The sequence below is a fragment of the Streptomyces sp. CB02058 genome, assembly GCF_001905505.1.
GTDB lineage: Bacteria > Actinomycetota > Actinomycetes > Streptomycetales > Streptomycetaceae > Streptomyces.
This window is the reverse complement of sequence record NZ_LIPG01000002.1, coordinates 868,687-889,432: the sequence shown is the minus strand read 5'-3', so window position 1 is coordinate 889,432 and position 20,746 is coordinate 868,687. Positions and strand designations below refer to the sequence as shown.

Annotated in this window: 21 protein-coding genes and 2 pseudogenes; 11 read left to right on the top strand and 12 right to left on the bottom strand. The window is 72.4% G+C overall.

Translation table 11 applies throughout. The annotated features are described in order from the left end of the window. Positions 1-128: 128 nt before the first annotated feature. Positions 129-965, top strand: a pseudogene (gene ddaH, locus AMK10_RS11215) (dimethylargininase); the annotation flags it as partial. On the opposite strand, the gene AMK10_RS11210 reads toward ddaH, so the two are convergent. Together AMK10_RS11210 and AMK10_RS11205 are read right to left on the bottom strand one after the other, a co-directional pair. Beyond that, a complete protein-coding gene (locus tag AMK10_RS11210) occupies positions 966-1,376 on the bottom strand; it encodes a VOC family protein (protein ID WP_073747518.1) in 411 nt (136 codons plus the stop codon). A 59-nt stretch (positions 1,377-1,435) separates the two neighbouring features. Further along, positions 1,436-2,428, bottom strand: coding sequence for a small ribosomal subunit Rsm22 family protein (locus AMK10_RS11205; RefSeq protein ID WP_073747516.1), 993 nt, complete (start codon positions 2,426-2,428; stop codon positions 1,436-1,438). Positions 2,429-2,594: 166 nt separating this feature from the next. Here AMK10_RS11205 and AMK10_RS11200 point away from each other — a divergent pair, with 166 nt between their 5' ends. Further along, positions 2,595-3,902 (top strand): hypothetical protein, encoded by a 1,308-nt coding sequence (locus AMK10_RS11200; protein WP_073747514.1) that lies wholly within the window; start codon positions 2,595-2,597, stop codon positions 3,900-3,902. Positions 3,903-3,930: 28 nt separating this feature from the next. On the opposite strand, the gene AMK10_RS11195 is transcribed toward AMK10_RS11200, so the two are convergent. Continuing rightward, positions 3,931-4,713, bottom strand: a complete 783-nt coding sequence (locus AMK10_RS11195) for a phosphotransferase enzyme family protein (RefSeq protein WP_073747512.1) — start codon at positions 4,711-4,713, stop codon at positions 3,931-3,933. Positions 4,714-4,840: 127 nt separating this feature from the next. Then, the gene (locus tag AMK10_RS11190) at positions 4,841-6,280 is read right to left on the bottom strand and encodes a Bcr/CflA family multidrug efflux MFS transporter (protein WP_073747510.1); all 1,440 of its coding nucleotides are present in this window, start codon (positions 6,278-6,280) and stop codon (positions 4,841-4,843) included. An 85-nt stretch (positions 6,281-6,365) separates the two neighbouring features. Between AMK10_RS11190 and AMK10_RS11185 the strand changes: the two genes are divergently transcribed. Then, entirely contained in the window at positions 6,366-7,373 is a 1,008-nt protein-coding gene (locus AMK10_RS11185; protein ID WP_073747508.1) for a Gfo/Idh/MocA family protein, read from the top strand. Between the two features lie 22 nt (positions 7,374-7,395). On the opposite strand, the gene AMK10_RS11180 is transcribed toward AMK10_RS11185, so the two are convergent. Then, the gene (locus AMK10_RS11180) at positions 7,396-9,060 is read right to left on the bottom strand and encodes an alkaline phosphatase D family protein (protein WP_073747506.1); all 1,665 of its coding nucleotides are present in this window, start codon (positions 9,058-9,060) and stop codon (positions 7,396-7,398) included. 142 nt (positions 9,061-9,202) lie between these two features. On the opposite strand from AMK10_RS11180, the gene AMK10_RS11175 reads away from it, so the two are divergent. The 3 genes from AMK10_RS11175 (at position 9,203) to AMK10_RS11165 (ending at position 11,657) form a co-directional block, all read left to right on the top strand. Continuing rightward, positions 9,203-9,958, top strand: coding sequence for an SDR family oxidoreductase (locus AMK10_RS11175; protein ID WP_073747504.1), 756 nt, complete (start codon positions 9,203-9,205; stop codon positions 9,956-9,958). A 138-nt stretch (positions 9,959-10,096) separates the two neighbouring features. Then, entirely contained in the window at positions 10,097-10,561 is a 465-nt protein-coding gene (locus AMK10_RS11170) for a lamin tail domain-containing protein (protein ID WP_073747502.1), read from the top strand. A gap of 241 nt (positions 10,562-10,802) precedes the next feature. Further along, positions 10,803-11,657, top strand: coding sequence for a PhzF family phenazine biosynthesis protein (locus tag AMK10_RS11165; RefSeq protein WP_073747500.1), 855 nt, complete (start codon positions 10,803-10,805; stop codon positions 11,655-11,657). A 73-nt stretch (positions 11,658-11,730) separates the two neighbouring features. On the opposite strand, the gene AMK10_RS11160 is transcribed toward AMK10_RS11165, so the two are convergent. Next, positions 11,731-12,717 carry an aldo/keto reductase gene (locus AMK10_RS11160; protein WP_382564180.1) on the bottom strand — a complete coding sequence of 329 codons (987 nt, stop codon included), beginning with the start codon at positions 12,715-12,717 and terminating at the stop codon, positions 11,731-11,733. Positions 12,718-12,787: 70 nt separating this feature from the next. Beyond that, positions 12,788-13,402 carry a TetR/AcrR family transcriptional regulator gene (locus AMK10_RS11155; protein ID WP_073747496.1) on the bottom strand — a complete coding sequence of 205 codons (615 nt, stop codon included), beginning with the start codon at positions 13,400-13,402 and terminating at the stop codon, positions 12,788-12,790. A 107-nt stretch (positions 13,403-13,509) separates the two neighbouring features. On the opposite strand from AMK10_RS11155, the gene AMK10_RS11150 reads away from it, so the two are divergent. The 3 genes and pseudogenes from AMK10_RS11150 to AMK10_RS38670 form a co-directional block, all read left to right on the top strand. Further along, complete coding sequence (locus AMK10_RS11150; RefSeq protein WP_073747494.1) at positions 13,510-14,958, top strand: MFS transporter; 1,449 nt, start codon at positions 13,510-13,512, stop codon at positions 14,956-14,958. Positions 14,959-15,002: 44 nt separating this feature from the next. Continuing rightward, the gene (locus tag AMK10_RS11145; RefSeq protein ID WP_073747492.1) at positions 15,003-15,584 is read left to right on the top strand and encodes a GNAT family N-acetyltransferase; all 582 of its coding nucleotides are present in this window, start codon (positions 15,003-15,005) and stop codon (positions 15,582-15,584) included. A 29-nt stretch (positions 15,585-15,613) separates the two neighbouring features. Next, positions 15,614-15,721 (top strand): annotated as a pseudogene (locus tag AMK10_RS38670) (glycosyltransferase family 2 protein); the annotation flags it as partial. Here AMK10_RS38670 and AMK10_RS11140 read toward each other — a convergent pair. After that, on the bottom strand, positions 15,717-16,199 hold the full coding sequence (locus AMK10_RS11140; protein WP_073747490.1) for a GNAT family N-acetyltransferase: 483 nt from the start codon (positions 16,197-16,199) through the stop codon (positions 15,717-15,719). The pseudogene AMK10_RS38670 and the gene AMK10_RS11140 sit on opposite strands and share 5 nt — an antisense overlap. A gap of 170 nt (positions 16,200-16,369) precedes the next feature. Between AMK10_RS11140 and AMK10_RS11135 the strand changes: the two genes are divergently transcribed. Next, on the top strand, positions 16,370-16,798 hold the full coding sequence (locus tag AMK10_RS11135) for a pyridoxamine 5'-phosphate oxidase family protein (RefSeq protein WP_073747488.1): 429 nt from the start codon (positions 16,370-16,372) through the stop codon (positions 16,796-16,798). Positions 16,799-17,013: 215 nt separating this feature from the next. Next, positions 17,014-18,045, top strand: coding sequence for a 7-epi-alpha-eudesmol synthase (locus AMK10_RS11130; RefSeq protein ID WP_073747486.1), 1,032 nt, complete (start codon positions 17,014-17,016; stop codon positions 18,043-18,045). Between the two features lie 66 nt (positions 18,046-18,111). Here the strand turns inward: AMK10_RS11130 and AMK10_RS11125 are convergent, their stop codons facing one another. Genes AMK10_RS11125 through AMK10_RS11110 form a run of 4 tightly spaced genes read right to left on the bottom strand, consistent with a single transcriptional unit; the run spans position 18,112 to position 20,741 of the window. Then, positions 18,112-19,380 carry a cytochrome P450 gene (locus AMK10_RS11125; protein ID WP_073747484.1) on the bottom strand — a complete coding sequence of 423 codons (1,269 nt, stop codon included), beginning with the start codon at positions 19,378-19,380 and terminating at the stop codon, positions 18,112-18,114. Next, entirely contained in the window at positions 19,377-19,982 is a 606-nt protein-coding gene (locus AMK10_RS11120; RefSeq protein ID WP_073747482.1) for a GTP-binding protein, read from the bottom strand. The genes AMK10_RS11125 and AMK10_RS11120 overlap by 4 nt, the downstream gene beginning before the upstream one ends. Further along, positions 19,963-20,334 carry a DUF742 domain-containing protein gene (locus AMK10_RS11115; protein ID WP_073747480.1) on the bottom strand — a complete coding sequence of 124 codons (372 nt, stop codon included), beginning with the start codon at positions 20,332-20,334 and terminating at the stop codon, positions 19,963-19,965. The genes AMK10_RS11120 and AMK10_RS11115 overlap by 20 nt, the downstream gene beginning before the upstream one ends. Continuing rightward, complete coding sequence (locus AMK10_RS11110; RefSeq protein WP_073747478.1) at positions 20,331-20,741, bottom strand: roadblock/LC7 domain-containing protein; 411 nt, start codon at positions 20,739-20,741, stop codon at positions 20,331-20,333. The genes AMK10_RS11115 and AMK10_RS11110 overlap by 4 nt, the downstream gene beginning before the upstream one ends. Positions 20,742-20,746 lie beyond the last annotated feature (5 nt).

The window sequence follows — 20,746 nt, the reverse complement described above, 5'->3', positions numbered from 1 at the left end:
CGTCTTGTCGGCGTCCCCTTCGTGCCGCCGGAACCACCCGAACGGATCACAGCGCAACCGCCCGGCGCGGCGCACCATGAACACACGCACACACCCCGTGCGCATCCCACCGTGCCGCGGCCCAGGCCGCCGTTCGCGAGGAGCCTGCATTGACCCGTGACGCCACCCCTCGTCGCTACCTGATGTGCGCCCCGGCCCACTTCCAGGTCACGTACTCCATCAACCCGTGGATGGACCCGTCCAAGCCCGTGGACCTGCCGCTCGCCACCACCCAGTGGGAGGACCTCCGCGACCGCTACCGCTCGCTCGGCCACACCGTGGAGCTCCTCACCCCCCGCCCGGACCTGCCCGACATGGTGTTCGCCGCCAACGGGGCCACCGTGATCGACGGCCGGGTGCTCGGCGCTCTCTTCGCCTACCGGGAGAGGTACGCGGAGGCCGAGGCGCACCGGGAGTGGTTCCGGGACCACGGCTACACCGAGATCCACGAGCCGGCCCATGTCAACGAGGGCGAGGGCGACTTCGCCGTGACCGCCTCGTACCTCCTGGCCGGGCGCGGCTTCCGGTCCAGCCCGCTCTCCCACGGCGAGGCGCAGGAGTTCTTCGGGCGCCCGGTGATCGGCCTCGACCTGGTGGACCCGCGCTACTACCACCTGGACACGGCGCTGTGCGTGCTCGACGACGCGGCCGACGAGATCATGTACTACCCCGGGGCCTTCTCCCCCGGCAGCCGCTCCGTGCTGGCCCGGCTCTTCCCCGACGCGCTGCTGGCCGAGGAGGCGGACGCCGCCCGGCTGGGGCTCAACGCGGTCAGCGACGGGCGCCATGTGGTGCTCCCGCAGGCCGCCACGGGGCTCTTCGATCCGCTGCGGGACCGGGGCTTCGAGCCGGTCCCGATGGACCTGGGCGAACTGCTCAAGGGCGGCGGCAGCGTGAAGTGCTGCACCCAGGAGCTGCGGGCCTGATCAGTCGCGGCCGGGCCAGACGGGGCCCTGGTCGGTCCAGACGACTCCCTTGTTGCGGCACAGGCAGAAGGGGTGGCCGACCGGGTCCGTGTAGATCCGCCAGCCGTAGCCGTTCGGGCCGATGAAGTCCTGCCGCAGCGTCGCGCCCAGGCCGAGGACGCGGCGCTGCTCGGGTTCGATCTCGTCCACCTCGAAGTCGAGGTGGAACTGCTTGGGGTGCTCGGTGTCGGGCCACTGCGGGGCGCGGTGGTCGTCCACCCGGATGAAGGCCAGCTCGATCTCGCCGAACGTGATGCCGGCCCAGTCCTCGGTGCTGCCTTCCTTCACCGGCCGGCCCGTCAGCTCCGCGTAGAAGGCCGCGAGCTTCATCGTGTCCGGGCAGTCGATGATGAAATCGGTGAGTCGCAGCATCCCGCGATCCTGCCACACGCCCGCACCGGGGCTTCGGGACGAGCGGCACGCGGGACGCCTCAGCTCTGCCCGGGAGGCCAGGCGTCGCCCCACGCGATGTCCCGGGCGGCACGGTACAGCTCGCCGTGCCGCTTGGTGACCGTGGCGCGCTCCAGTCCGTCGTCGCGGGTGCAGAGCTCCAGCAGCACCTGGCCCTTGCGGATCTGCGGCCTGCGGACGACCCTGGCGGCGGCCGGCAGGACCGGGAAGCGGGTCGCCACGACGTAGCTGAACTTCTCGTCCTCGTGACTGAGCGAGCCGCCCTTGACCTGGCGGTGCAGGGACGAGCGGCTGACCCGGGCCGAGAAGTGGCACCAGTCCTTGCCGCGTTCGATGGGGCAGGCGCCGTCGTGCGGGCAGGGTGCCGCGACGCTCAGCCCGGCGGCGATCAGCCGGTCACGGGCCTCGATGACGCGCTCGTAGCCGTCGGGGGTTCCGGGTTCCACGATCACCACGGCCTGCCCGGCGGCCGCGGCGGCGTCCACCAGCGCCCCCCGGTCCTCGGGCCTGAGCTCCTTGAGGACGTACGACACGGTCACCAGGTCCGTGGGCGCGAGCTCCAGCTCCTTGCCGATCCGCGCCCGTTCCCAGGCGGCGGCCCGCAGCCCGGGGCTGCCGGAGGCCGCGGCCAGTTCACGGCCGAGGGCGAGGGCGGGTTCGGCCCAGTCCAGGACGGTGGTGCGCGGCCCCTCCCAGGCCCCGGCGACCGCCCAGCTCGCCGCGCCCGTGCCGCCCCCGACGTCGGTGTGCGTGGCGGGCGTCCAGTCCGGCGCGGCCTCGCGGAGTGCGGCGAGGCAGGAGCGTACGGCCTCGAACGTGGCGGGCATCCGGTACGCGGCGTACGCGGCGACGTCCGAGCGGTCCCGCAGGACCGGGGCGTCGGTGGGGGTGGTCCCGCGGTAGCTGGCGATCAGCCGCTCGACGGCCTGCGCGGCCTGCTTCGGGGGCAGCCCGTCGAGCAGGTCGGCCAGCGCCGCGCGCAGGGCTTCCGCGGTGGGGAGGGTGGCGTTCACCGCCGAATTGTAGGCGCAGCGGGAGCCCGCTCCGCAGTCCGGTGGTCCGGCACACAATCGGGACGGAACGGGTACGGAACCGAACTGCTCTTCGTCCCGGGCCCGTTGCTACGCTGATCGCCGCCGCGTCGGGGGACGGCCCGGGGACCGGTTCATCGGGGGGACCATGAGACAGAGGATCGTGCGCCTGACCCTCGTGGGCGGAGTGCTCGTCCTGGCCCTGCTCCTGCTGCTGGCGACCTGCGGGGGTGGTGGCGGCTCCGAGGACGACGAGCCGGCGAAGAAGCCCGCGAAGAAGAGCACCGGTCCCGCGACGCAGCTGTCGGTCCCGCCCGCCTACACGACGAAGCGCGGCTGGGAGATCGTCGGCGCCGGACCCGACTACGCCCTCTCGAACACGACGGGCCGGCTGGCCTATCTGGTGCGGGCGCCCGACGACCGGTACCGCCTGCGGACCCTCGACACGGAGACCGGCCGGGCCGACTGGAGCGGTGACGCCTGGCGGCCGGCGGACCCGGAGCGCTTCCCGAAACTGCTCACAGTCGCCAAGGACGGCCAGGAGTTCTTCGTGACCTGGTCCTACGGGAAGGCGGGTGACGGGCTCGACCCCTCCCACACCTTCGTCTCGCTCGACGTGTACGACACGGTGGACGGCGAGCGGCGGCGCGTCGAGGTGCCGTGGACCGGCGCGCCGGCCGTCACGGCGACCGGGCCGGGCATCCTGATCAGCGGCGGCCGGGCGGACAGCGCGGTCGTGGACCCGGTCAGCGGCGAGGTCTCGGAGATCGCCGCGTCCTCGGTCGCGTACCCGAAGGGCTGCGGTGCCTGCAAGCAGCTCACCGAGGTCCGCGGCCAGACGGCGAAGGGGCTGCTGCTCAGCGGGGTACGCGAGTTCTGGGTGCGGGGCGGCTGGTTCAGCAGGCAGAACGCCCCGAAGGGCGCCGATCCCCTCTCGGGTGTACCGACGTCCGTGGCACCCGGGCTGGTCCTGGCGAAGTGGCAGCCGGCCAAGGGCACGAAGCGGGCCGCCACCCACCAGCTGTGGACGGTCCACGACTCGGCGAGCGGGAAGCCGGTCGTCTCGGTGGAGTGCCACACCCCGGCCATAGAGCCCGGGCGCTATCCGCAGGCCGTCGTCTCCCCGTCGGGCGGATATCTGGTGGCGGGGAACCTGGCCTTCGACCTGGAGGCGAAGAAGGGGTTCTGCTTCGAGGACGAGGGCGGCTCGGCACTGCTGACCCTCGCCTCGGTGACCGACGGGGGCACGGCGTACGGCGCGACGACCGCGCGGGACGCGGCGGAGGCGCTGGACGGCGGGGTCGGCCCCGTCTCGATGAGCTTCACGACCTGGAGCGTCGACGCGCTGCCGCCGAACACCCGGCTGCCGGAGGCGGAGACGTCCGGCATCGGCGTCTTCCGCTGGACGGACCGCAAGGACCGTCTGCACCTGCTGGGCTATCCGCGCGTGGGCTGACCCCCCGCCGGGGCCGGGGGCCCTGCGCTCAGCCGGTGAGCAGGGCCCGGAGCCAGCGTTCCTCGCGCTGCTCGACGTATTCGGCGTCGCTCCGCCAGGCGTCCCCGTGTCCCTCCGCCCAGTGCCTCGCCCAGGGCTGGTTGTTCCGGGCGGCCTGATCGCGGAGGAAGTCGTGCATGGCGCGCGTACGGCGGCCGAGCAGGGGCACCAGCGCGCGCCTCCCGGTCTCGTCGAGGCCGTACGCGTCGACGAAGAGGCGAAGCCGTTCCGGGGCGTCGGGGCGCTGCCAGTGGGGGTGCGCGGACAGCGGTACGAAGCCCCGTGCCGCGTAGGCGAGGTCCCACAGGCGGGTGCCCGGGGCGGCGTTGTCCCAGTCGATGAAGGCCAGGCCCTCGTCGCCGTCCGCGACGAGGTTCCACGGCGCCAGGTCGTGGTGGGCGATGATCTCGGCTCCGTCCGCCGGGATCAGCGCGTTCCACCGGGCGTCCGGTGGAGGCGTGAAACCGGCCACGGCGTCGTGGAAGTCCCGGACCAGCCGCGCGACACGCGCCAGCGCGGCCGAGGGGTCCACCAGGGCGAACCGGTCCGGCCAGATCGTCCCGCCCGGCACGAAGGTCAGGACCTCCCTGCCCCGGTCGTCGATGCCGAGCGGGCGGGGAGCGGCCCGGAAGCCGGTCTCGTGGAGATGGGTGAGCAGCGCGTGCACCGCCGGTGTCCAGGGCCCGGCGGGGCGGCGGACGGTGTCTCCGACGCGGACGATGCCTTCGCTGACGTTCCCGCCGGTCAACGGCAGTTCCTCTTCGGCGCGCATCGCCCGAGTCTGGCCGGTGGACGGCGCGGCGTGCAACAGGGTTGCGGACCCGCGCGGCACGGCCCGCGGGGGACGGAGCCGGGCCGGAGGGCCGTGTGCGCACGGCCCGGCCCGGCCGGTGAGTCCCTCAGTCCGCGACCGGCTGCCGCTTCCCGCCCGTACTCCGCCACGGCCTGCACAGCAGCAGGAAGCACGCCACCGACGCGAGGGCGCAGACGACCTGCACCACGGCCATCGGGACGGCGGTCTTCTCGCCGGCGATCCCGACCAGCGGCGAGGCGATGGCGCCGATCAGGAACTGGGACGTACCGAGCAGCGCGGAGGCGGAGCCCGCCGCGTGCCTCGTGCGCATCAGGGCCTGGGTGTTGGTGTTGGGCATCGCCAGGCCCATGGCGGACATGAGCACGAACAGGCCGGCGGCGACCGGCAGCAGGCCGACCTCGCCGAAGACCCCGGAGGTCATCAGCAGCAGGGCGATCGCGGCGACGGAGATGACGGCCAGTCCGAAGCCGAGCGCCTTGTCCAGGCTGACCCGGCCGACGAGCAGCTTGCCGTTGATCTGGCCGACGGCGATCAGCCCGACGGAGTTGATCCCGAAGAGCAGGCTGAAGGTCTGCGGCGAGGCGCCGTAGATCTCCTGGACGACGAACGGGGACGCGCTCACATAGGCGAAGAGCGCGGCGAAGGCGAGGCTGCCCGCGATCATGTAGCCGGTGAACACCCGGTCGGCCAGCAGCCCGCGCATGGTGCGCAGCGCGTCGCCGATGCCGCCGGTGTGCCGCTGGGAGACGGGCAGCGTCTCGTGGAGCCACTTCCAGACGACGAGCGTCAGCAGTATCCCGATGACGGTCAGGACGACGAAGATGCCGCGCCAGTCGGTGAACTGGAGCACCTGGCCGCCGATCACGGGCGCGATGACGGGGGCGACCCCCGAGATCAGCATCAGGGTGGAGAAGAAGCGCGCCATCTCGTCGCCGTCGTACAGATCGCGGACGACGGCCCGGGAGATCACGATGCCGGCCGCGCCGGCCAGGCCCTGGAGGAGGCGGAAGCCGATGAGGAGTTCCGCGGTCGGGGCGACGGCGCAGATCGCGGTGGCGATCACGTAGACGATCATGCCGAGGAGCAGCGGCGTGCGCCGGCCCCACCGGTCGCTCATGGGTCCGACGACGAGCTGGCCGAGCGCCATGCCGGTGAGGCAGGCGGTCAGCGTGAGCTGGACGGTGGACGCCGGTGCGTGCAGGGAGTCGGTGACCTCCGGAAGCGCCGGGAGGTACATGTCCATCGAGAGGGGCGGCAGTGCGGTGAGCCCGCCCAGCACCAGGGTGACGAGAATTCCGGCCCGCCGTGCGGTGGCGGTGGCCGGGAGGCCCGGTGCGGTGGTCATGGAGGCGGCCTGCGCACCCGCTGTGGTGGGGGTGACGCCTGGCGCGGTGGTCATGGAGGCGGCCGGGGCACCCACTGCGGTGGGGGTGGCGGTGGCCGGGGCGCCGGATGCGGCGCTCCTGCTGCTCGTCGGTATGTGCTCGTGCTCTTGCTGGGCCCGGCTCGCGCCGTTGTCCGGCATCCTCTTCTCCGCTTCGTTGAATCCGCATCTATGCTCTCAGGTCAGTCGTAGTGGTCGATACCTTTTTCTGTGGAAGCGGGCGGGCATGAGCGGGACTGTGCGTTGGGGTGTACTGGCGACGGGCGGCATAGCCGCGACGTTCACGGCGGATCTGCTGGCGATGAAGGAATCCGGGGCCGAGGTCGTCGCGGTCGCCTCCCGCACCGAGGCGTCGGCCAAGGCGTTCGCCGAGCGGTTCGGGATCGAGCGGGCGTACGGCAGCTGGGCGGAGCTCGTCGCCGACGACACCGTCGACGTCGTGTACATCGCCACCCCGCACTCCGCGCACCGCGAGGCGGCCGGGCTCGCGCTGGAGGCCGGCAAGCACGTGCTGTGCGAGAAGGCGTTCACCATCAACGCGCGCGAGGCACGGGAGCTGGTGGACCTCGCCCGTGAGCGCGGGCTGTTCCTGATGGAAGCCATGTGGACGTACTGCAACCCGCTCATCCGCCGGATGACGGAGCTGGTGCGGGACGGCGCGATCGGCGAGATCCGCACGGTGCAGGCCGACTTCGGCTTCGCGGGCACCTTCGGGGCCGACCACCGGCTGCGTGACCCCGCGCTGGGCGGCGGCGCGCTGCTGGACCTCGGGGTCTACCCGGTGTCGTTCGCGCAGCTTCTGCTGGGCGAGCCGGACCGGGTGCAGGCGGAGGCGCTGCTCTCCCCCGAGGGCGCGGACCTGAACACGGGCATCCTGCTCGGCTGGGACTCCGGCGCCACCGCCCTGCTGGCCTGCTCCATCGTCGGGAACCTGCAGACCAGCGCCTCGGTCACCGGCACGGCCGGGCGGATCGACTTCCCGCAGGGCTTCTTCTACCCGGAGCACTTCGTCCTGCACCGGCATGACCACGAGCCCGAGACGATCACCACGGGCTCCGGTCCGCAGGGCCTTTCGGGCATGCAGTACGAGGCCGCCGAGGTGAACCGCGCGATCCTGGCGGGTGAGAAGGAGTCCCCGCTGGTGCCGCTGGAGGGTTCCCTCGCCGTGATGCGGACGCTCGACGCGGTACGGGACCGCATCGGCGTCCGCTATCCGGCGGACGACCGGGCCTGACTCGGGGCAGGCCGGGGCCGGGCTACGCGGGGGTCAGTCCCGGGTTCCCGGCCTCGGTCACGAAGGAGCCGGCCGTGGAGACGGGGGCACCGGGTGTGGTGACCGCCGGGACCGTGCGGAAGTCGGCGCGCGCCTGCTCGGTGCCGAGCGTGACGAGGGCGTAGCCGCGGCGGCCGTTGTAGAACTTCATGTGCGGGTTGGCCTGCATCTGGTTGTTCCAGCTGGCCGGCTTGTCGGAGCCGTCCTTGCCGCTGGCGATAGAGGTGGCCACGATCTCGGTGCCGACGGTCCGTGAGGCCGGGTCGTCGAAGTCCTTCTTCAGGTCGAAGCCGTAGCCCACGTGCACGTCCCCGGTGAGGACCATCAGGTTCTCGATCCCGGCGGCCTCCGCGCCGTCCATGATCCGCTGCCGGGAGGCGGGGTAGCCGTCCCACGAGTCCATGGACAGCTTGTAGGCATCGGTCGGCACGTCGCGCCGCTGGGCGAAGGTGACCTGCTGCGGCACGACGTTCCAGCGGGCGGACGACGCCTTCCAGCCGTCGAGCAGCCAGCGCTCCTGGGCGGCGCCCGTCATGGTGCGCGCCGGGTCCTCGGACTCCGGTCCGGGGACCTTCCAGCCGTCGCCGTACGCCTGGTTGCTGCGGTACTGGCGGGTGTCGAGGATGTCGAACTGCGCGAGCCGGCCGAACCGCAGCCGCCGGTAGAGGCGCATGTCGGGTCCGGTGGGGCGCTGCGGGGTGCGCAGCGGCTGGTTCTCCCAGTACGCCCGGTAGGCGGCGGCCCTGCGGAGCAGGAACTCCTCCGGCGGGACGCTGTTCTCCGGGGTGTCGCCCGCGTAGTTGTTCTCCGTCTCGTGGTCGTCCCAGGTGACGACGAAGGGGTGCGCGGCGTGGGCGGCGCGCAGGTCGGGGTCGGACTTGTAGAGGCCGTACCGCATGCGGTAGTCCTCCAGCGTGAGCGTCTCCTTGTTGAAGTGGTCCGGCAGGACGCGGTCGGTGTAGGCGCGGGCGCCGCCGACGGCGGTGACCGCGTACTCGTAGAGGTAGTCGCCGAGGTGGAAGACCACGTCGACGTCCTCGGCCGCGAGGTGCCGGTAGGCGGTGAAGTACCCGTCGTGGTACGCCTGGCAGGAGACGGCGGCCAGGGTCAGGGAGCTGTTGCGCGCGGCGGGGACGGGCGCCGTGCGGGTGCGGCCGGCGGGGCTGATCCAGCTGCCCGCGCGGAAGCGGTAGTAGAAGGTCCGGTCGGGGGCGAGGCCGTCCACGTCCACGTGGACGCTGTGGCCGAACTCCGGGTGCGCGGTCGCGGAACCGCGCCGGACGATCCGCCGGAAGCCTTCGTCGCGGGCGATCTCCCAGCGGACCTGGACCCGCTCGGCGGGCAGCCCGCCGTCGGCCTCGTACGGGCGGGGCGCGAGTCTCGTCCACAGCAGCACGGAGTCCGGCAGGGGGTCGCCGGAGGCCACCCCGAGGGTGAAGGGGTCCTCGGTGATCTTCCGCGCGTCGAGCTCGGCGGCGGCGGCCGTGCCCGCGCCGGGCAGGTTGACGGCGAAGGCCAGGGCCGCGGCCGCACCGGTGACGGTGAGGAAGCGGCGGCGCCCGACCCCGGAGCCGAGCTCCCGGGCCGCGCTGCGCAGCTCCGGTGCGTGGCCGCCCTGGCCGGGCGTGCTGATCTGTGCGGGTGTCATATGCCCCTCCCCTGCCGGATGTTGTCAGAGGCATTGGAGTGCCGGGCGACGACCTACCGTTGGCGGGTACACAACATCCTTATGGCGGTGCGGTGAGCACCGGGTGCCGGCCGCCGCGAAACCTCCCGTACGCTGCCGGGCCATGAACGCTGAGCAGAGAATCGCCGTCGTCACGGGTGCGGGATCGGGCATCGGCCGGGCCGTCGCACTCACCCTTTCGAGTGCGGGCTGGACGGTGGCCCTGGCGGGACGGCGCGCCGACGCGCTGGAGGAGACGGCCGCGGGGGCCGGGCCGGGCGCGACGGTGTGCCTGCCCACCGATGTGGGCGACCCGGACGGGGTGGCCACGCTCTTCGGGGCCGTACGGGACCGGTTCGGCAGGCTCGACCTGCTCTTCAACAACGCGGGGACGTTCGGCCCCCGTTCGGTACCGGTCGAGGACCTCGCGTACGAGGACTGGCGGACGGTGGTGGACGTCAATCTGACGGGCACGTTCCTGTGCGCGCAGGCGGCGTACCGCCTGATGAAGGAGCAGGACCCACAGGGCGGCCGGATCATCAACAACGGCTCGGTCTCCGCACACGCGCCGCGCCCGCACTCGATCGCCTACACGGCGACGAAGCACGCGGTGACGGGCCTGACGAAGTCGCTGTCGCTGGACGGACGGCCGTACCGGATCGCCTGCGGGCAGATCGACATCGGCAACGCGGCGACGGACATGACCGAGCGGATGAGCGCGGGAATCCTCCAGGCGAACGGCGAGGTGGCCGCGGAGCCGGTGATGGCGGCGGCGGACGTGGCCCGGACGGTGCTGCACATGGCGGAGCTGCCGTTGGAGGCCAATGTGCAGTTCGCGACGGTGATGGCGACGAACATGCCGTACGTGGGCCGAGGCTGACGCCTTTCACACCCTCACGTGCCCGGAACTGACCCTGGAATGACAGATTTTGTCGATTTCCCGGGTTGGGTCCGGGCACGCGCATGGTGCCCGTATGCTTCTGACCTTCACCGGATGCACACAGAAGGACCACACAGCATGCGCATACGCACCGCCGCGCCCCTCGCCCTGGCCGCCGCCACCGCTCTGGCCGGCTCGCTCCTCGCCACGGCTCCGGCTTCGGCGGCCTCCCATCAGGGCGGGCTGCACCTCGGCAAGATCCAGTACGACAGCCCCGGCAAGGACACCCGGACGAACACGTCCCTGGTCGCCGAGTACGTGGACATCCACAACAACGGGAAGTCCAAGCTGCAGCTCAAGGGCTACAAGCTGAAGGACAACACCGGCTACACGTACACCTTCCCGAGCTTCACCGTCGCGGCGGGCAAGACGGTCCGTGTCCACACCGGCAAGGGCAAGAACTCCGCGGCGCACGTCTACTGGAACCGCGGCTCGTACGTCTGGAACAACACCGGCGACAAGGCCCGGCTGATCAAGCCGAGCGGCTCGCTCCTGGACTCCTGCTCCTGGGGCAAGGGCACCGGCGTCAAGGTCTGCCACTGACCGAGAGGTCTGCCACGTGACCCCGAGGCCGTCCACCGGCCACGAGGTCGTCCACCGACCGCAGTGAACGGGCCGCCGCGGCCAGGGGGGTACGCGGGCCGGCCCAGGGTGCTCCGTCCGGATCAGGCCGGCACGATCCGAGCGAGAGGACCGAGGGCGTGGTCCGGGGAGTCAGGACCCCGGACCACGCCTGCGGACGCCGTCGGGAATACGGCCTCCCGTCCCCCGGTTCACCTGCGGCATGAGCCCACTTCCCAGCACCGAGGTCCTGCGTTACACGGCGTTCTCCGCCGACCCGGCCGGCGGCAACCCCGCGGGCGTCGTCCTGGACGCCTCCGGGCTCGACGACACGGCGATGCTCGCCGTCGCCGCGGAGCTCGGGTACAGCGAGTCGGCCTTCCTCACCGCGTCGGACGGCCGGGGCGGACACACCGTCCGCTACTTCAGCCCGAAGGCCGAGGTGCCCTTCTGCGGACACGCCACGGTCGCCACCGCCATCGCGCTCGCCGAGCGGGACGGCCCGGGCGACCTGCTGTTCACCACCGCCGCCGGGCCGGTCCCCGTCACGGTGACCCGGGAGGGCGACGAACTCCGCGCCACCCTCACCAGCGTCGAGCCGCACACCGAGGACATCGCCGCCGGCGACCTGGCGGAGGCCCTGGCCGCGCTGGACTGGCCGGCCGCCGACCTGGACCCGGCCGTGCCGCCCGGCATCGCCTACGCGGGCGCCCGCCATCTGGTGCTGGCCGCCGCGAGCCGGGAACGCCTCGCGGATCTCTCGTACGACTTCGCCCGCCTGGAAGCGCTCATGCACCGGCTGGAGCTGACGACCGTTCAGCTGGTGTGGCGGGAGTCCCCGGCCGTCTTCCACGTCCGTGACCCGTTCCCGGTCGGCGGGGTGGTCGAGGACCCTGCGACGGGCGCCGCGGCAGCCGCGTTCGGTGCGTACGCCCGCGAGCTCGGCCTCGTCCCGGACGACGCCGTCCTCACCCTGCACCAGGGTGAGGACATGGGCCGCCCCGGCACCCTCACCGTCGCACTTCACCCGGGTGACGCACGGATCAGGGTGAGCGGGACGGGAACCCGCATCGGCTGACCCGCCGCGCCCCGGGCCGCCCGCACCCCTTCCCCCGGAGGTCCGGCGCCCCGGCCGGCCGAGGCGCTCCCGACTACGCGAGGAGGTCCGCGATCTCCTTCAGATGGCCGGGGCCCAGCGGCCCGTGGTCGAGGGCACCCGCGTTCTCCTCGACCTGGGCGACCGTCCGGAAGCCGGGGATCGGCACCGTCCTGCCGCTCCGCGCCCAGAGCCAGCCGATGGCCCCCTGGGCGAGCGTCCGGCCGTCCGACGTCAGCACCTCGCGGACCGCCTCGACCCGCGCCGCCCACTCGGCCGAGGGCACCCCGCCCGCCTCGAACCAGTGCAGCCACGCGGGCGGGGCGGACCGGATGTCCCCGGCCCGTCCCCGCCCGCCCGCACCGCGCGGGCCGGCGAGGAGGCCCATCGCCAGCGGGCTCCGGATGATGCCGAGCAGCCCCCGCTCCTCGCTGAGGCTCAGCATCCCGGGAGCGTCCTCCAGCACATTGCAGCCGTACTGGACGGCCGCGCAGTGCTCACCGTCGGCGAACAGCGCCGCCCGCTCCGGGTCGTCGGTGCTCCACCCGTAGGCGCGGATCAGCCCCTCGGCCACGAACCCCTCGCAGGCCTCGCGCAGTTCGGCCGCCTCGTCGAGCGGGACGTCGCCCAGATGCAGCTGGAAGAGGTCGATCCGGTCGGTCCCCAGCCTGCGCAGGGAGGCGATGAGCGCCTCGCGGGCGTAGCCCGGCGAGCGGTCGGCCCCGTCCATCGTCCGGGTCCGCTCGTCGAAGAGATTGCCCCACTTGGTGGCGATGACGGCCTCGTCCCGTCTGCCCGCGAGCGCCTTGCCGAGCACGCGTTCGCTGTGCCCCGCCCCGTACACGTCCGCCGTGTCGAAGAAGCGCACGCCCAGTTCGAGCGCCCGGCGGACGGCGGCCACCGATTCCTCGTCGTCGACCCTGCCCCAGCCGAGCGGGCTGCCGTCCGGCGTCGACCACTCACCGCCGATCGCCCAGCACCCGAGGCCGAGCGCCCCGGTCCCGATCCCGCTGCGACCCAATACCCTCGTCCGTCCGTCCATGTCTGTCCGCATGGACGGAGAAGCTACGAGTTGGAGTGCATGCGAGGTCAAGCGCTCCGGTCCGGCGCCCTCATCGGGTCACGTACGCGCCCGCCCTCGCCGCCACCGCCGCCGCCTCGGCCGCACGGTCCGCGACCGCCTCGTCCAGGGGGTCGCCGCTGGCCAGCAGGCGGTAGTAGAGGGGGGCCGACACCGCCCGGACCACCTCCCGGGGGTCGGTGCCCGGCGGCAGCTCGCCCCGCTCGGCGGCGGCGGTGACACAGCCGGCCCACTCCTCGATGCGTACGGCGTAGAAGCGGTGCAGGGCCTCGGCCGTACGGGCGTCGCAGGTGGCCGCCGCGATCACGGCCGCGAAGAGGGGGCCCTGCCGGGGGTCGGTCAGCGTGCGCAGGACCAGCCGCGCGTTGGCCTTCAGGTCCTCGTCCAGCGAGCCCGTATCCGTACGCGGCACGGACTGCTCCGCCATGTCGTTGAGCAGATCGGCGACCAGCCCCGCCGTGGTGGACCAGCGCCGGTAGACCGTCGTCTTGCCGACCTCGGCGCGGCGGGCGACATCGGCCAGGTCGAGCCGGTCGAAGCCCTGCTCGACCAGTGCGTCACCGGCGGCACGCAGCACGGCCTCACGCACCCGGGCGGTGCGCCCACCGGGCCGGACGGTGCCCGGCTCCACTTCCTCAGCAGCCATAACGGGTCTCCAGTTCCATTAGTCGACCATTCCCTGCTACGGTGATGCCCATCTTAACGGAACCGCAGATCCGTTAAGACTCGTGGGACTCCAGGAAAGGGCACCTCATGTCCACATCCAGCAGCACGGCACCCGTCGCCGCGCCCCCTCGGGCGCCCGTCGTCCGTATGACCGGCCGGCAGAAGCTCGTCCTCGTCCTCCTCCTCGGCGCACAGTTCATGATCGCCGTGGACTTCTCCATCCTGAACGTCGCCCTGCCCGCCGTCGGCGAGGGCCTCGGGTTCACCCTGGCCCACCTCCAGTGGATCGCCACGTCCTTCGCGCTCGCGGCGGCCGGGTTCACGCTGCTGTTCGGGCGCGTCGCCGATCTCGTGGGCCGTAAGCGCCTGTTCATGGGCGGAATGGTCCTCCTGGGCCTCTCCTCCGTGCTCGGCGGGCTCGCCACCTCGCCCGAGGTCCTGCTCACCGCGCGGGTGCTCCAGGGCCTGGCGACAGCGGCCGTCACCCCGGCCGGACTGGCCCTGCTGACCACGGCGTTCAAGGAGGGCCCGCTGCGCGAACGCGCGCTCGGCCTCAACGGCGCCCTGATGTCCGCCGGTTTCACCGCGGGCGCGATCCTCGGCGGGCTGCTGACCGACCTGCTCTCCTGGCGCTGGGCCTTCTTCGTCAACGTCCCCGTCGCCGCGCTCGTCGTCGCCCTCGCACCGTCCGTGATCAGCGACTCGCGGCCCACCGAGCGCCCGAAGCTCGACGTGCCGGGCGCCGCGACCGTCACCGGCGGCCTGCTCCTGCTCGTGTACGGGCTGACGCAGGCGGGCGAGTCCGGCTGGACCACGCCCACCACACTGACGGCGCTCCTGGCCGGCGCGGCGCTGCTGGTCGGCTTCTGGTTCGTCGAGAAGCGGGCGGCCGCGCCGCTGGTACCCGTACACATCCTCGGGCGCCGCAGCGTCGTCTGGGGCAACACCACCGGGCTGATCGCCTTCGTCACCGAGACCTCCCTGGTCTTCCTGCTGACGCTCTACCTCCAGGAGGTGCTGGGCTACTCCCCCCTCGCGACCGGCCTCGCCTTCGGCGTCCTCGGGATCGGCACCGTGGCCGGCGGCATGCTCGGCGGCCGGGCGGTCGGCCGGTTCGGCAACCGCCGCACCATCGCCGTCGGCGGCATCACCCAGGCCGTCGCCACCCTCTCCCTGGTGGCGCTCGGCACCTCGGGCGGCTGGATCGCGCTGCTGCTGGCCGCGACGTTCGTCGGCGGCGTCGGCAACATGCTGATGATCGTGGGCTTCATGGTCACCGCCACCTCGGGCCTCCCCGACGAGGAGCAGGGGCTCGCGACCGGGCTGGCCACGATGACCCAGCAGGTCGGCATCACGATGGGCATCCCGGTGATGAGCGCGATCGTCACCGCCCGGATGGGCACGGCGACCGGGCCCGACGCGGTGCTGTCGGGCGTGTCGGCGGCCGTCCTCGTCAACTCGGCACTGGTGCTGGCGGGCGCTCTGCTGGCCGGGGTGTTCCTCGCCAGGCCGGGCGAGCGGGCGTCCGCCGGGTGAGTCGGGCGCGGGTGCGGGAGGGGACGGGCGGCAGGATGACGCCCATGGCACAAGCGCTGACCGTCCCCAGCATGACCGCCGGAGCCGATTTCGTCCTGCGCCCCTGGGAGATGAGCGACCTGCCGCTCCTGCGCGAGGCGGCGAAGGACGACTACATCCCTCTGATCACCACCGTCCCCTCGCCGTACTCCGACGAGGGGGCGCAGGCCTATGTCCGGCGCCAGTGGGACCGGGCCGCGACCGGCGCCGGATACCCGTTCACCATCGCCCGCACCCGCGACCGGCGCCCGGTCGGCTCCATCGGCCTCTGGCTCAGGGACGCGGACGAGGGCAGGGCCTCGCTCGGCTACTGGATGACCGGAACCGCCCGCCGCCAGGGAGTCGCGGGAGCGGCCCTGCGCACGGTCACCACCTGGGCCCTGCACGAACTGCGCATCCCCCGGGTCCAGCTCCTCGTCGAACCGTGGAACACGGCCTCGCTCCGGACCGCCGAGAGCGCGGGCTACGAACGCGAGGGCCTGCTGCGCGGCTGGCAGGAGATCGGGGGCCGCCGCCGGGACATACTGATGTACGCCCGCCTGGACGACGCCCGGCCTCCGGATGACCGGGCGCCCACGGGCGACTGAACACCAGGGGCTCACGATCGCGGGCACCGCGGCGCCCGCAGCCGCCCGGCCCCCGGGAGAGCCGAGGCGGCCCGCGGAAGCCGGTGCGCCGGCGCACGGTGTGGCGGATGACGCGCCTGGGCCGCCCGCCGGTCATCCGGCCGCGGGGCCCGCCCCGCCGCTCCACCGGTAGAGCACGTCCGGCTCGTTCTCCTCGTTGCGGCTGCCGTCGTCGTACGCCACGGCGACGAAGCCGTGCCGCTCGTAGAAGGCGCGCGCCGCGGTGTTCCGGCGGAAGGTGTACAGCCCGAGCTCCCCGCGCGAGGTCTCCTTCACGCGCGCCAGGAGCAGCGTCCCGATGCCGCGCCGCAGTGCGCCGGGGTGCACGTAGAGCTGGTCGAGCTCGTCCCCGTCCAGCGACGCGAAGCCGAGCAGCTCCCCGGCCTCCCCCTCGGCCACCCACACCCGGCTGCCGGGCAGCACGACATGCGTGATCCAGGCGAGGGTGTCCGCGTCGCTGTGCACCCGTGGCAGACAGGGCAGCGCGGCGGCCCGCGAGGCGAGGAAGATCCCGGTGATCGCCCCCGCGTCGCCGGCCGCCGCCGCCCGCAGCCGTACGGGCAGTTCCCGAGCCATCGTCCCGCTCCCCTCCGTCGGTGAAAGCCCAGGTATACCAAGGACGTCCACCGGTCCGGCGCCCGGGAACGGACGGACCCGGCAGGCGTGTGACTCCACCGCCGATCCGGGGCAAGCGTTGCATAATGCGCCTTCGAGGCATCGTCCCCCGATCACCCGAGGAGTCCGCCATGGCTTTGACCCGCACCGAGCGTGAACTGTTCCTGGCCGAACCGCACATCGGCGCCCTGGCCGTGGACGCGAACGAGGAGGACCGGGCGCCGCTCACCGTGCCCATCTGGTACCAGTACGCACCCGGCGGCGACCTGTGGATCATGACGGGGCGCGACTCCCGCAAGGGGCGGGCCATCGCCGCCGCGGGCCGCTTCAGCATCATGGCGGAACGCCTCACGCCGACCATCCGCTACGTCTCCGTCGAGGGCCCGGTCATCGCCACCCTGCCCGCCACCCGTGAGCAGCTGGTGGAGATGTCCTCCCGCTACCTCCCCGCCGAGAAGGTGGAGGGCTACGTCGACTTCGCCTGGAGCAACCACGGCGAGCAGGTGGTCGTCCACATGCGCCCCCAGCGCTGGCTCAGCTCGGATCTGGGCCGGATCTGACCCCGCTGCACCACGGCGTGGAGGCGGCGGTTCCGGAAGATCTTCTTCGAGGCGATCTTGCTGCATAGATCGTTTAGTGTCTGGGCAGCATGAGGGCGCGCATGATGGGCCATCAATTTGTGGCTCAAAACGCGCACTTCAAGTCAATGGGCATCAATTTCGATCGCCCGGTCACGGGGGCGGGGGCCTGTGAATCGTCTCAAGAGAGGATGCCAATGCCGCAGGACGTCACATTCGACCTCCCCTTCGACACCCCGGTGAGCGAGCACCTGGCCCGCGCACGGGAGCAGCACCTCCGCTGGGTCTGGGAGATGGGCCTGGTGCGCAGCCAGGCGGGGTTCGAGGAGTATCAGTCCTGGGACCTGCCCCAGGCGGCGGCGCGGACGTACCCGTACGCCTCGGCCGATGACATGGTCGTCCTGATGAACTGGTTCTCCCTGGCCTTCCTGTTCGACGACCAGTTCGACTCCGGGAGCCCCGACCGCGCGGACCGCATAGCCGAGGTCGCGCGGGAACTGATAGCCACACCGCTGCGCCCCGCCGGAACGCCGCCCCGCGTGGTCTGCCCCATCACCACCGCGTGGGCCGAGGTGTGGGCCCACCTCTCGGACGGCATGTCCCTGACGTGGCGCACCCGGTTCGCCGCGTCCTGGGGGCGCTTCCTCGTGGCGCACACCGAGGAGGTCGACCTCGCGGCCAAGGGCAGGGCGGGAACGCTGGGCATCGAGGAGTACGCGGAGTTCCGCCGCCGCACGGTCGGCATCCACCACAGCATCGACGCGGGTGAGCGCAGCCGCGGTTTCGAGGTGCCGGCCCAGGTGCAGGCGCACGGGCTGATGGTGCGGATGCGCGATCTGGCCGCGGACACCATCGGGTTCATGAACGACATCCACTCCTTCGAGCGCGAGAAGCGCCGGGGCGACGGCCACAACCTCATCGCCGTGCTGCACCGGGAGCGCGGGTGCAGCTGGGAGGAGGCCGCCGACGAGGCGTACCGGATGACCACCGAGTGCCTCGACGAGTACCTCGAACTGGAGGCGCTCGTCCCGGGGATGTGCGAGGAGCTCGGTCTCGGAACCGAGCAGCGGGACCAGGTCCGGATGGGTGTGGAAGCCATCCAGCACTGGATCAACGGCAACTACGAGTGGGCGCTGACCTCGGGCCGCTACTCCGCCGCGAAGGAGGGCCCGGCGGCGACCGCCGAGCTGGCCGGACGGGGATCGCTGGACGATCTGCTCGCCGTCTGACGCCGGGAGCCCGGCCCGCCGGAGCGGGCCGGGCGGGCCGGACGACAGCCGCGGCGCGAGACGCGCTCAGGCCCCGGCGCCCTGCGCGGTGAACTCGACCGGCAGGCTGTCCAGACGCGCCTCCCAGGTGGAGGCGGTCGAGGTGAGGTCGTCCGCGGGGACGGCCAGGCGGAGTCCGGGCAGCCGGTGCAGCAGGACGTCGACCGCCGTCTCGATGATGGCCTGGCCGATGCCCTGGCCGGGGCACTCGTGAGGACCGCCGCTGAACGCCAGGTGCGACTGGTTGCCGTGCACGGAGACCCCCGAGTCCGGCCGGATGTCCGGGTCGAGGTTGCCGGCGGCGAGCCCGAGCACCAGCAGGTCGCCCTCCTTGATCTGCGTACCGCCGAGTTCGAGGTCGGAGGTCGCGAAACGGCCCGGGAGGACCGCCAGCGGCGGGGTGCTCCACAGCGCCTCCTCGACGACCTCGGAGACGGCCCGCTGGCCGCTGACGAGTCCCGCGAGGCGGGAGGAGTCGGTGAAGACCAGCTCGAGCACCCGGGCCAGCAGGTTGCTGGTGGTGGTGTGCGCGGTGATCAGCACCAGACGCAGATGGCTGAGGATCTCGCCCTCGTCGAGGCCCGCGGTGTGGGCGAGCAGCCCGGTGGTGAAGTCGGGGCCCGGCTCCTGGCGCTTGCGCTCGGCGAGTTCCCCGAGGATCTCCATGATCCGGTCGTTGTGGGCCATGGCGTCCGGCCCGCCCTTGATGACCTGGGCGCAGGAGACCGCGAGGCTGCGGCCCTCGGCGGCCGGGAGTCCGAACAGCCGGGTCAGCACGAGCATCGGCAGGTACTCGGCGTAGTCACCCACCAGGTCGGCCCTGCCCTCGCCGGCGAACGCGTCGATCTGCTTGTTCGCGAAGTGCGTGACATGGCGCCGGATACCGCGCCCCGCCAGGGTGTCCAGGTTGTCGGTGACCGCCCTGCGCAGCCTGCGGTGCGGCTCGCCGTCCTGGGACACGCAGTCGGGACGCCAGCCGAGCATCTGGATCAGCGGCGAGTCCTCCTCGACGCCTCCGTCGTTCCAGTCCCGCCAGATGCGCGAGTCCCGGCTGAACTGGAGGGGGTTGTCGAGCACGCGCCGGCTCTCGCGGTAGCCGAGGACCAGCCAGGCGCGGACGTCGCCCTCCAGGAGGACCGGCGCCACGGCGCCGTACTCCTTGCGGAGCCGTCCGTAGATGCCCTGCGGGTCGAGCGCCGCGTCCGGCCCGTACAGCCGGGTGAGCGCGTCCCCGCCGCCGTGCGCGACGGGGCAGCCGCGGGGAGCACCCGCGTCGTTCTCCTGGCGATCGGTCATCGGGGCTCCAGAGCGACGGCGGAGCGCGCCTTGAGATGGCGGATCAGCGCGATCAGCACATCGCGGCTCGAGGTCCGGTCACGGGCGTCGCAGGTCACGACGGGGGTGTGCTCGGGTATGTCCAGGGCGTCGCGGATCTCTTCGATCGGGTGGTCCTTGGAGTCGGGGAAGACGTTGAGGGCGATGACGAAGGGCACGTCCTGCCGCTCCATCTCCTCGATCGCCCGGAAGCTGGACGCCAGCCGCCGGGTGTCCACCAGGACCACGGCCCCGAGGGCGCCCTTGAACAGGCCGTTCCACAGGAACCAGAAGCGCTCCTGGCCCGGTGTCCCGAACAGGTACAGCACCAGCTCCTCGTTGATGCCGATCTTCCCGAAGTCGAGGCTGACGGTGGTCTCCTGCTTGTCCGCCACCCCGATCAGGTCGTCGACGTCCACGCTGGCCTGGGTCAGCGTCTCCTCGGTGGTGAGCGGCTTGATGTCGCTGACCGAGCGCACCAGGGTGGTTTTCCCGGTACCGAAACCGCCGGCGATCATCACCTTCACCGAGCGGGTGCCGCCTCCGGCCGCCTGGTCGGGGCGGTCAAAGCCTTTGAAGTCCACTGAGTACCTCCTCAAGGAGCGCGAGGTCGGGCCCGCGGCCGGCTCCTGACGCCGGGATGGGATCGCGGGCCTCGACGCGTCCTGCGTCCAGCAGATCGGCGAGGAGCACCGCGAGAATGTTGAAGGGCAATCCGAGATGGGCGCCGAGTTCGGCCACCGACAGCGGATCGCGGCAGCGCCGGAGTATCTCCTCGTGCTCGTGCTGCAGGCCGGGCACGGCTGCGGCACGGGAGATGATGAGGGTCGCCACGTCCAGGGTCGACGCCGAACCACCCGGTCCGCTGCGCCCCCCGGTGAGGACGTAGTAGCGCTCGAGACCGGGCGGGTCCGTGGGCCGGCGGGGACCACTCATCCAGAGTGCTCCTCCAGGCGCGGGCTGGTGCCGAGAAGCTCACCCATCCTTCGCGCCAGGTCCCTCATCTGGTGACCGAGCAGGCCCTGGTCGAGCCCCTCCCTCGCGAGGACTCCGAGGTACGTCTCCACGCCGGCCCGTACGACGAAGAGGTGACCGCCGTCGACCTCGATCATCGCGAGACGGAGCTGCCCGGCGTACTTGGGGAATTGCTCGGCGACCGGCTGCGCGAGCGCCTGGAGTCCCGCGACCACGGCGGCGAAGCGGTCCACGTCGTCGGGGTCGTCCGCCCCGTAGGAGGTGATGGCCTTGCCGTCGCTGGAGGCCACGAGGGCGAAGCGGATCTCCCGGATGCTCTCCGTCAGATCGCGGAGCGCCCAGCTCACGTCGGTTCCCTGTTGCGTCATGTGGA

Coding starts and splice junctions, on each gene's coding strand:
- AMK10_RS11115 (WP_073747480.1), bottom strand. CDS start 20,334: ATGAGTGGTCCCCGCCGGCCCACGGACCCGCCCGGTCTCGAGCGCTAC.
- AMK10_RS11175 (WP_073747504.1), top strand. CDS start 9,203: ATGAACGCTGAGCAGAGAATCGCCGTCGTCACGGGTGCGGGATCGGGC.
- AMK10_RS11165 (WP_073747500.1), top strand. CDS start 10,803: ATGAGCCCACTTCCCAGCACCGAGGTCCTGCGTTACACGGCGTTCTCC.
- AMK10_RS11200 (WP_073747514.1), top strand. CDS start 2,595: ATGAGACAGAGGATCGTGCGCCTGACCCTCGTGGGCGGAGTGCTCGTC.
- AMK10_RS11155 (WP_073747496.1), bottom strand. CDS start 13,402: ATGGCTGCTGAGGAAGTGGAGCCGGGCACCGTCCGGCCCGGTGGGCGC.
- AMK10_RS11170 (WP_073747502.1), top strand. CDS start 10,097: ATGCGCATACGCACCGCCGCGCCCCTCGCCCTGGCCGCCGCCACCGCT.
- AMK10_RS11110 (WP_073747478.1), bottom strand. CDS start 20,741: ATGACGCAACAGGGAACCGACGTGAGCTGGGCGCTCCGCGATCTGACG.
- AMK10_RS11160 (WP_382564180.1), bottom strand. CDS start 12,717: ATGGACGGACGGACGAGGGTATTGGGTCGCAGCGGGATCGGGACCGGG.
- AMK10_RS11150 (WP_073747494.1), top strand. CDS start 13,510: ATGTCCACATCCAGCAGCACGGCACCCGTCGCCGCGCCCCCTCGGGCG.
- AMK10_RS11135 (WP_073747488.1), top strand. CDS start 16,370: ATGGCTTTGACCCGCACCGAGCGTGAACTGTTCCTGGCCGAACCGCAC.
- AMK10_RS11210 (WP_073747518.1), bottom strand. CDS start 1,376: ATGCTGCGACTCACCGATTTCATCATCGACTGCCCGGACACGATGAAG.
- AMK10_RS11180 (WP_073747506.1), bottom strand. CDS start 9,060: ATGACACCCGCACAGATCAGCACGCCCGGCCAGGGCGGCCACGCACCG.
- AMK10_RS11140 (WP_073747490.1), bottom strand. CDS start 16,199: ATGGCTCGGGAACTGCCCGTACGGCTGCGGGCGGCGGCGGCCGGCGAC.
- AMK10_RS11125 (WP_073747484.1), bottom strand. CDS start 19,380: ATGACCGATCGCCAGGAGAACGACGCGGGTGCTCCCCGCGGCTGCCCC.
- AMK10_RS11190 (WP_073747510.1), bottom strand. CDS start 6,280: ATGCCGGACAACGGCGCGAGCCGGGCCCAGCAAGAGCACGAGCACATA.
- AMK10_RS11130 (WP_073747486.1), top strand. CDS start 17,014: ATGCCGCAGGACGTCACATTCGACCTCCCCTTCGACACCCCGGTGAGC.
- AMK10_RS11145 (WP_073747492.1), top strand. CDS start 15,003: ATGGCACAAGCGCTGACCGTCCCCAGCATGACCGCCGGAGCCGATTTC.
- AMK10_RS11185 (WP_073747508.1), top strand. CDS start 6,366: ATGAGCGGGACTGTGCGTTGGGGTGTACTGGCGACGGGCGGCATAGCC.
- AMK10_RS11195 (WP_073747512.1), bottom strand. CDS start 4,713: ATGCGCGCCGAAGAGGAACTGCCGTTGACCGGCGGGAACGTCAGCGAA.